General features: G+C 68.1%; 7 protein-coding genes. 4 read left to right on the top strand and 3 right to left on the bottom strand.

The genetic code is table 11. The features are described 5' to 3' along the window. Window positions 1-327: 327 nt before the first annotated feature. From M3149_RS03320 to M3149_RS03310, 3 genes are read right to left on the bottom strand one after another with little or no spacing between them, the layout of a single operon-like run. On the bottom strand, window positions 328-981 hold the full coding sequence (locus M3149_RS03320; RefSeq protein WP_251707908.1) for a TetR/AcrR family transcriptional regulator: 654 nt from the start codon (window positions 979-981) through the stop codon (window positions 328-330). Between the two features lie 14 nt (window positions 982-995). After that, on the bottom strand, window positions 996-2195 hold the full coding sequence (locus M3149_RS03315; protein WP_251707907.1) for a patatin-like phospholipase family protein: 1200 nt from the start codon (window positions 2193-2195) through the stop codon (window positions 996-998). 52 nt (window positions 2196-2247) lie between these two features. After that, window positions 2248-2790, bottom strand: coding sequence for a phasin family protein (locus M3149_RS03310; protein WP_251707906.1), 543 nt, complete (start codon window positions 2788-2790; stop codon window positions 2248-2250). A 210-nt stretch (window positions 2791-3000) separates the two neighbouring features. Between M3149_RS03310 and M3149_RS03305 the strand changes: the two genes are divergently transcribed. From M3149_RS03305 to M3149_RS03290, 4 genes are read left to right on the top strand one after another with little or no spacing between them, the layout of a single operon-like run. Then, a complete protein-coding gene (locus tag M3149_RS03305; RefSeq protein ID WP_251707905.1) occupies window positions 3001-4986 on the top strand; it encodes an SDR family oxidoreductase in 1986 nt (661 codons plus the stop codon). A 45-nt stretch (window positions 4987-5031) separates the two neighbouring features. Then, window positions 5032-5931, top strand: a complete 900-nt coding sequence (gene argB / locus M3149_RS03300) for an acetylglutamate kinase (protein WP_251707904.1) — start codon at window positions 5032-5034, stop codon at window positions 5929-5931. A gap of 4 nt (window positions 5932-5935) precedes the next feature. Beyond that, a complete protein-coding gene (locus M3149_RS03295; RefSeq protein WP_251707903.1) occupies window positions 5936-6619 on the top strand; it encodes a response regulator in 684 nt (227 codons plus the stop codon). Beyond that, complete coding sequence (locus M3149_RS03290; RefSeq protein WP_251707902.1) at window positions 6600-8090, top strand: ATP-binding protein; 1491 nt, start codon at window positions 6600-6602, stop codon at window positions 8088-8090. The genes M3149_RS03295 and M3149_RS03290 overlap by 20 nt, the downstream gene beginning before the upstream one ends. The last annotated feature ends 31 nt before the right edge of the window (window positions 8091-8121 follow it).

Here is an 8121-nt window from a genome sequence, read left to right as displayed (position 1 = left end):
ACCGAGGCATTGGTGATCCTGGGCCGCAAGCTGTTGCGTGTGGCATTCGCGGTCTGGAAAGGCAGCGAGACCTTCGATCCAGCGCGCTTGCTGCCAAAACCGGCTTGACGAAAAACATAGAACCTCAGACAGATGCCGTGAGTCAGTTTACGAAGCGCGCTGCGCGCGCGGCCACGCAGCCTGTGCTCCTCGCCAGCGCACAGGCGCCCCCGTCCACACAGCCCAAGCCCTCGGCAACGAGGTGTCGGCGCGCCGCCGGTGGAATACCAACAACGCTTGCGTCAGGGGCACCGCCCTGACACCCGCCACAGAATCAGCCCAGAACAATCAGCGCTGGTACGCCGAAGACAGCCCCATCAGATGCTGCCGCTGCGCTGGCTCCAGATATGGCGCCAGTTGGTGCAACACGTGTTGGGCACCGCGCAACAAGGCCGATTGCGCCTGTTCCGGTTCCAGCGCGCGCCGCGGGTCGCGCACGTATTCGTAGCTCAGCCAGTAGGTGATCAGCACCACCATGCTGTCGGCCGTGGGTTCGACCTCGCGGCTGTCGAGTTGCACCGCGCCCGAGCGGCCCAGGCCGCCGAGCAGGCCGCGCACGGCGCGCGTCTTGGCCGCCAGCAGTGCCTGGAAGCGCGTCTCCAGCAGCCGGTTCTTCGACAGCAGGTCGTTCAGATCGCGGTAAAGGAAGCGGTACTCCCAGATGCGCTCGAACAGCGAGTGCAGGAAGAACCAGGCGTCTTCCACGTTGCGAACGCCGTCGGCCGCGCCCAGCAGTTCGCCGAGTGCGCGCTCGTAGCGCTCGAACAGCGAGTTGATGAGCTCGTCCTTGGCCGGGTAGTGGTAGTACAGGTTGCCCGGGCTGATGCCGAGCTCGGCCGAGATCAGCGTGGTCGAGACGTTGGGTTCGCCGAAGCGGTTGAAGAGGTCGAGCGTGGTTTCGAGGATGCGCTCGGCCGTGCGGCGCGGGGCTTTCCTGGCCATGTGCCTGGCGCGCCTCAGGCGGGTTGCGGCAGGCGCCGCTGCAGTTCGTCGAGCACACGGTGCAGGCGCGCGGCCACCGCGCTGTCGGCGGGTTTGATGCGGGTGTCGATCAGGCGGCGCTGCGGGTCGGCCAGCGCGGCGTGGTCGATCGCAATGCCGTGGCGCGCCAGTTGGGGCGCCAGCCGGCCGGCACGCAGCTTGAGCAGCGCGCGCGTCTGCTGGTAGGCGTGTTCGGCCATTTCGCGGCGCTGGCGGTAGCTGAAGGTGTTGGCGAAGAACAGCTCGGCGTCGCGCTGGTCGGGCTCGAGCAGCACGATGTCGGTGTGCGGATAGGTGCGCTCGTATTGCTTGAAGCCCAGCTCCAGCCGCGAATGGATCATCGAGCGGAAGGTCTGGCTCATCACCACCGGCAGGCCGCCTTCCACCAGCGCAGGGATGCGGCCTTCATGTGTGGCCTCGGGCGAGGCGTGGTAGGGCACCAGTGGGTTCACGCACAACAGCAGATCAACGCCCTCGTCGAGCGCCACACTGGCGTGCAGCGTCTTCTTGAGCGCCCCGTCCACGTAGTGCCGGCCATCAATGAGCACCGGCGGAAACAGGCCCGGCAGCGCGGCGCTGGCCTGGATGGCGCGCGAGATGGGCACGTGTTCCCAGCCCGGGCGGCCGAAGGGCGTGGCGTCGCCACTGTCCAGCGCGGTGGCCACCAGCGTCAGGCGGGCCTTCAGTTCACGGAAGTCATTGGTGCGCCCCGGGCGGCTGAAGAGGCGCTGGATCTCGGTGTGGATGGCTTCGTTGTCGAGCACACCCGTGGGCAGCGCGGCGCCCAGCCGTTCGATGGCCTGCGAAAACGCCTTGCCCTCCACCAGCCACGACCACGCCGCACCGCTGGCCAGCTGCGGCAGCGCGCGCAGGCGCTGCGCGAATTCGCCCCAGGCCGGGCGCATCAGCCAGGCCGGGTCGAATCCGTCGAAGCGGGGTCGGCCTTCGATGAAGCTTTCACACAACTCGCGCGGCGTGATGCCGTTGGCCAACGCCGCGGCGATGAACCCGCCCGCCGACACACCGATGTAGTGGTCACAGGCATTGAGGTTCAGGCCGTCGAGCGTGTCGTCGAGTGCGCACAAGGCGCCGATCTCGTAGATGGCGCCGAGCGGGCCACCGCCGGCCAGGGCCAGGGCGATGCGCGGAGCGGGGGAGCTGCGGCGTGCGGTCATGCGGCCGAGTGTAGGGCGCGGGCCCGCTCAACGCTGCTGCGCTGCAGCAGGATCAAGCCGCCTTCTTCGCCGCGGCCTTGCGGGCGGGTGCGCGTTTGGCTGCCGCCTTCGGCGCAGCGGCCTTGCGCGCCGTGGCCTTGCGGGCGGGTTTGCCAGCGGGCACGTCCACGCCACCGAGCTTGAGCACTTGCTTGTTCAGCGCATCGATGCGCTCCATCAGCGCATCCACGTCGCGCGCCGAGGGCACACCGAGCTTGCCGAGCGCCTTGGCCACGCGCTCTTCGAACAGGCTCTCGAGCTTGTCCCACTGGCCGGCGGCCTTGTTCTGGATCTCGTTGGCCATGCTGCTCACGCGGCTGGTGGCCTCGGTGATGCGCTCCTCGGCCACGGCCTGGGTCTTGCGCTGGATCGACATGCCTTCCTTCACCAGGGTCTCGAAGGCCTTGCCACCTTCTTCCTGGGCCTTGGAGAATGCGCCGAGACCGGCCAGCCAGATCTGCTGGGCCGATTCCTTGATGGCGCCGGCCAGGGGCGAGGCGTTGGCGGTGGCTTGGGACTTGGCGGCGCTGCCGCCCTTGGAGACTTTCTTGACCATGCTGCGGGCTCCTGTGGGGTGATTGCGGTGGCGGGGCTGGCGGTCAATACCGCCATGGCCCTGCATGTTGGCCGTGTGTGCCGGCTCTGTGTAGGGAAGCGCGACTAGAGATTGCTGCAGCGCACGCGGGTTTTTGCGGAATGAAGCGGCCCTGCCCGTGCAACAGAATCGCAGACGATCCGTTCACACCATCCGCTCAGGAGATCCTTCATGCATTACTTCGTCACCGGTGCCACCGGCTTCATCGGCAAGCGTCTCGTCGGCAAGCTGCTGCAACGCAAGGGTGCCGTGGTGCACTTCCTCATCCGCAAGGAAAGCGAGGGCAAGGTGGCGGCGCTGCGCGAGCACTGGGGTGTGGGCCCTGCGCGGGCGGTGCCGGTGTTCGGCGACCTCACCGAGAAGAAGCTTGGGGTCTCGGCCGACGACGTGAAGGCGCTCAAGGGCCAGATCGATCACTTCTATCACCTGGCCGCGGTGTATGACCTGGGCGCCGACGAGGACAGCCAGGTGGCGGTCAACATCGAGGGCACGCGCCACACGCTGGACTTTGCCAAGGCCATCGGTGCCGGGCATTTCCATCACGTGTCGTCGATCGCTGCCGCGGGCCTGTACGAAGGCGTGTTCCGCGAGGACATGTTCGAGGAGGCCGAGAACATCGACCACCCGTACTTCATGACCAAGCACGAGAGCGAGAAGCTCGTGCGCGCCGAGACCAAGATGCCCTGGACGGTGTACCGCCCGGCGCTGGTGGTGGGTGACAGCCAGACCGGCGAGATGGACAAGATCGACGGGCCCTACTACTTCTTCAAGCTCATCCAGCGCATGCGCCAGGTGCTGCCGCCCTGGATGCCGAGCATCGGCCTGGAAGGCGGGCGTATCAACATCGTGCCGGTGGACTTCGTGGTCAACGCGCTCGACCACATCAGCCACGGCCAGCGCAAGGGCGGCGAGTGCTTCCACCTGGTGGACCCGGTGGGCTACCGTGTGGGCGACGTGCTCGACATCTTCAGCAAGGCCGCACACGCGCCCAAGATGAACCTGTTCGTCAATGCGGCGCTGCTCGGCTTCATCCCCAAGAGCGTGAAGAAGGGCCTGATGGCGCTGGCGCCGGTGCGCCGCGTGCGCGACGCGATCATGAAGGACCTGGGCCTGCCCGAGGACATGCTCACCTTCGTCAACTACCCCACGCGCTTCGACTGCCGCGGCACGCTGGCCGCGCTCAAGGGCAGCGGCGTGGAATGCCCCAACCTCAAGGACTACGCGTGGCGCCTGTGGGACTACTGGGAGCGTCACCTCGACCCCGACCTGCACCGCGACCGCAGCCTCAAGGGCACCGTGGCGGGAAAGGTCGTGTTGGTCACGGGGGGTAGCTCGGGCATCGGCCTGGCAGCCGCACACAAGTTCGCCGAGGCCGGCGCCATTACCGTCATCTGCGGGCGTGACCAGGACAAGCTCGATGAGGCCTGCAAGGAGGCAAAGCAGAAGGGCTACCAGTTCATCGCCTACCCGGCCGACATCGCCGACATGACCGATTGCGACCGCTTCGTGCAACTGCTGATCGCCAATCACGGTGGCGTGGATTTCCTCATCAACAATGCGGGCCGCTCGATCCGCCGCGCCATCGAAGGCAGCTACGACCGCTTCCACGACTTCGAGCGCACCATGCAGCTCAACTACTTCGGCTGCCTGCGCGTGACCATGGGCCTGCTGCCCGGCATGGTGGCCAAGCGCAAGGGACACGTGGTCAACATCAGCTCGATCGGCGTGCTCACCAACGCGCCGCGCTTCAGCGCCTACGTGGCCAGCAAGGCCGCGCTGGACGCGTGGACGCGATGCGCCAGCAGCGAATTCGCCGACCAGGGCATCACCTTCACCACCATCAACATGCCGCTGGTGCGCACGCCGATGATCGCGCCGACCAAGATCTACCAGAACGTGCCCACCCTGGCGCCCGAGGAGGCGGCCGACATGATCGCGCAGGCCTGCATTGACAAACCGGTGCGCATCGCCACGCGCCTGGGCATCACCGGGCAGGTGATGCACGCGCTGGTGCCGCGCATCGCGCAGATCGTGATGAACACGAGCTTTCGCATGTTCCCCGACTCGGCGGCGGCCAAGGGCGAGAAGGGCGCGAAGCCGCAGCTCTCGCCCGAGGCAATTGCCATGCAGCAGATGATGCGGGGTATCCATTTCTGAGCCCTCCCTAAAATCCGGGCTTTGGCCTTTCCCGAAAGCCCGCGCATGTCCACCGCACCCGACATCACCTCCGTCGCCCCACGCGACCGCGCCGAGATCCTTGCCCAGGCGCTGCCCTACATCCGGCGGTACCACGGCAAGACCATGGTCATCAAGTACGGCGGCAACGCCATGACCGATCCATCCTTGCAGCAGGACTTCGCCGAAGACGTGGTGCTGCTTAAGCTGGTTGGCATCAACCCGGTGGTGGTGCACGGCGGTGGCCCGCAGATCGAGACCCTGCTCAAGCGCCTGGGCAAGAAGGGCGAGTTCATCCAGGGCATGCGCGTCACCGACGCCGAGACCATGGAGGTGGTGGAGTGGGTGCTGGCCGGCGAGGTGCAGCAGGACATCGTGGGCCTGATCAACCAGGCCGGCGGCAAGGCCGTGGGCCTCACCGGGCGCGACGGCGCCATGATCCGCGCGCGCAAGCTGCGCATGGCCGACCAGGCCGACCCCTCGCGCGAGCATGACGTGGGCCAGGTGGGCGATATCGTCGGCATCGACCCGGCCGTGGTGAAGGCGCTGCAGGACGACCAGTTCATCCCCGTGGTCAGCCCGATCGGCTTTGGTGAGCAGAACGAGAGCTACAACATCAACGCCGACGTGGTGGCGGCCAAGCTGGCCACCGTGCTGCAGGCCGAGAAGCTGCTCATGCTCACCAACATCCGCGGCGTGCTCGACAAGGACATGCAGCTCCTCACCGAACTCACGCCCCGGCGCATCGACGAGCTGGTGGCCGACGGCACCATCTCGGGCGGCATGATCCCCAAGATCGCCGGTGCGCTGGACGCCGCGAAAAGCGGTGTCAACGCCGTGCACATCATCGATGGCCGGGTGCCGCATGCGCTGCTGCTCGAGGTGCTGGGCAACGAGCCCTTCGGCACCATGATTCGCTCGCATTGATCCCATGCGCCTGTTGCTCGTCGAGGATGACGTGCTGGTCGCCAGCGGGATCAAGCTGGGCCTCACCGACGCCGGCTACACCGTCGACTGGGTGGGCAGCGCCGAGCGCGCCGAGGCCGTTCTCGACAGGGACAGCTTCGACGCCGCGATCCTGGACATCGGGCTGCCGGGCGTGGACGGTCTGGAGCTGACCCGACGGGTGCGCTCGCGCGGACTGGCCATGCCGGTGCTCATCCTGACCGCCCGCGACGCCTTGTCCGATCGCGTGCAGGGGCTCGACCTGGGCGCCGACGACTACATGGTCAAGCCGTTCGAGCTGCCTGAGTTGCTGGCGCGCCTGCGCGCGCTGCTGCGGCGCTCGCAGGCGGCCACCACCGCGGTGTTGTCGATCGGCGCGCTCGAGATGGACACGGCCCAGCGCCGCGCCACGCTGGCGGGCCAGCCACTCGAGCTCGGACCGCGCGAGTGGACGGTGCTGGAGTACATGCTGCTGCAGGCGCCCAAGCCCGCCGCCAAGGACAAGCTGCTGGCCGCGCTCACCGGCTGGGACAAGGAAATCACGCCCAACGCGATCGAGGTCTACGTCTCGCGCTTGCGCGGCAAGCTCGAACCCGCAGGCCTGCGCTTGCGGGCCATTCGCGGCTTCGGCTACCGCCTGGAGTGTGCCGATGCCGCCGGCGACGATTGAGCAGGGCCTCACACAGGACATGATCGGCGGCCTGCGCCGCCGCCTGTTGATCACGCTGCTGGCCACCATCGCGCTGATCGGCGCCTTCAGCGTCCTCTTCCACTACCAGAGCGCGGGCACCGCTGCCCTGCAGCAGGACCAGCGCCTGCAGCGCCTGGTGCCCATGCTGGCCGATTCGGTGGTGGTCTCGCGCATTGCCGGGCGCGCCGCGCCGGGCCTGGCCGAGCCCGACGCGGTGCTGCAGGCGCCGACGCAGGCGGACGACCTGGCCTTGCTCATGGCGCCACCGGTGCAGGAGTTCCTGGCCGATCGCGAGGGTTACGCTGCGGTCGGCGTTTTCAATGGTGAAGGGCAGCAGCTCGTGGGGCCGACCTGGCTGCCCACCCTGCTGCCAACCACCGACGCGCCCGAGTTCATCAGCGTGGTGGAGGGCGGCGTGACCCACCGGGTCGTGGCCCAGCGCATGCGCACCGAGGCGGGCGAACTGATCTTCATGCTGGCCGATGGCAGCGATGCGCGCCAGCGGTGGGTGCGCAACGTGCTGCTGCGCGTGCTGCTGCCCAACCTGCTGTTGTTTGCCGTGGCCGCCGTGGTGCTGAGCTGGGGCATCTCGCGCGCCTTGCAGCCGTTGATCGAGCTCAAGCAGGCGGTGGAGCGGCGCTCGCCGCGCGACCTGAGCCCCATCGACGACCGCCAGACCCCGGCCGAGGTGCGCCCCCTGGTGGCCGCGCTCAACCGGTTGTTCGCGCGCGTCAATGAACAGAGCGAGACGCAGCGCCGTTTCGTGGCCGACGCCGCGCACCAGTTGCGCACGCCGCTGGCCGGCCTGCAGGCGCAGGTGGAGGCCTGGGCCCAGGCCACCCGCAGCATGGGCGCAGGCGACTTGCTGAGCCTGCGCGCCGAGCAGGTGCTGCGCCTGCGCGATGCCACGCGCAACACCACCCAGCTGGCCAACCAGTTGCTGGCGCTCTCGCGCACCGACGCGCTGCGCGACGACGAGAGCGCGCTCGAGCAGATCGATCTGGCCGAGCTGTGTGAAAGCCTGCTCGCCAAATTTCTGGACGCCGCAAGCGTCCGCCACATCGACCTCGGCCTGGAGGTGGCCCCGGCGCAGACGCGCGGCCACACCTGGTTGTTGCGCGAACTGCTCATCAACCTGGTGGACAACGCCATCAAGTACACCCCAGCCCACGGCCACGTCACGCTGCGCTGCGGGCAGCACGCATCAACCGGCAGCGCGCAGGCGTGGATCGAGGTCGAGGATGACGGCCCGGGAATTGCCCCGGCCGAGCGGGAGCGCGTGCTGCAGCGTTTCTACCGGGTGCCCGGCTCGCCAGCGGGCGGGCACGGCCTGGGTCTGGCCATTGCCGACGGCATCGCCCGCGCGCACCGCACGCAGCTGCAGTTCGACGAGGGTGCGCAGGGGCGCGGCCTGCGCGTGCGCGTGGTGTTCGATGCGGTCGCCCACTAGCTCCACAGCCCGCGCCGATGCTGGGTAACCA

The organism is Hydrogenophaga intermedia (assembly GCF_023715105.1).
Classification (GTDB): Bacteria; Pseudomonadota; Gammaproteobacteria; order Burkholderiales; family Burkholderiaceae_C; genus Hydrogenophaga; species Hydrogenophaga intermedia_A.
The sequence above is the reverse complement of the archived record's forward strand: the minus strand, read 5'-3'. Positions and strand labels throughout refer to the sequence as shown.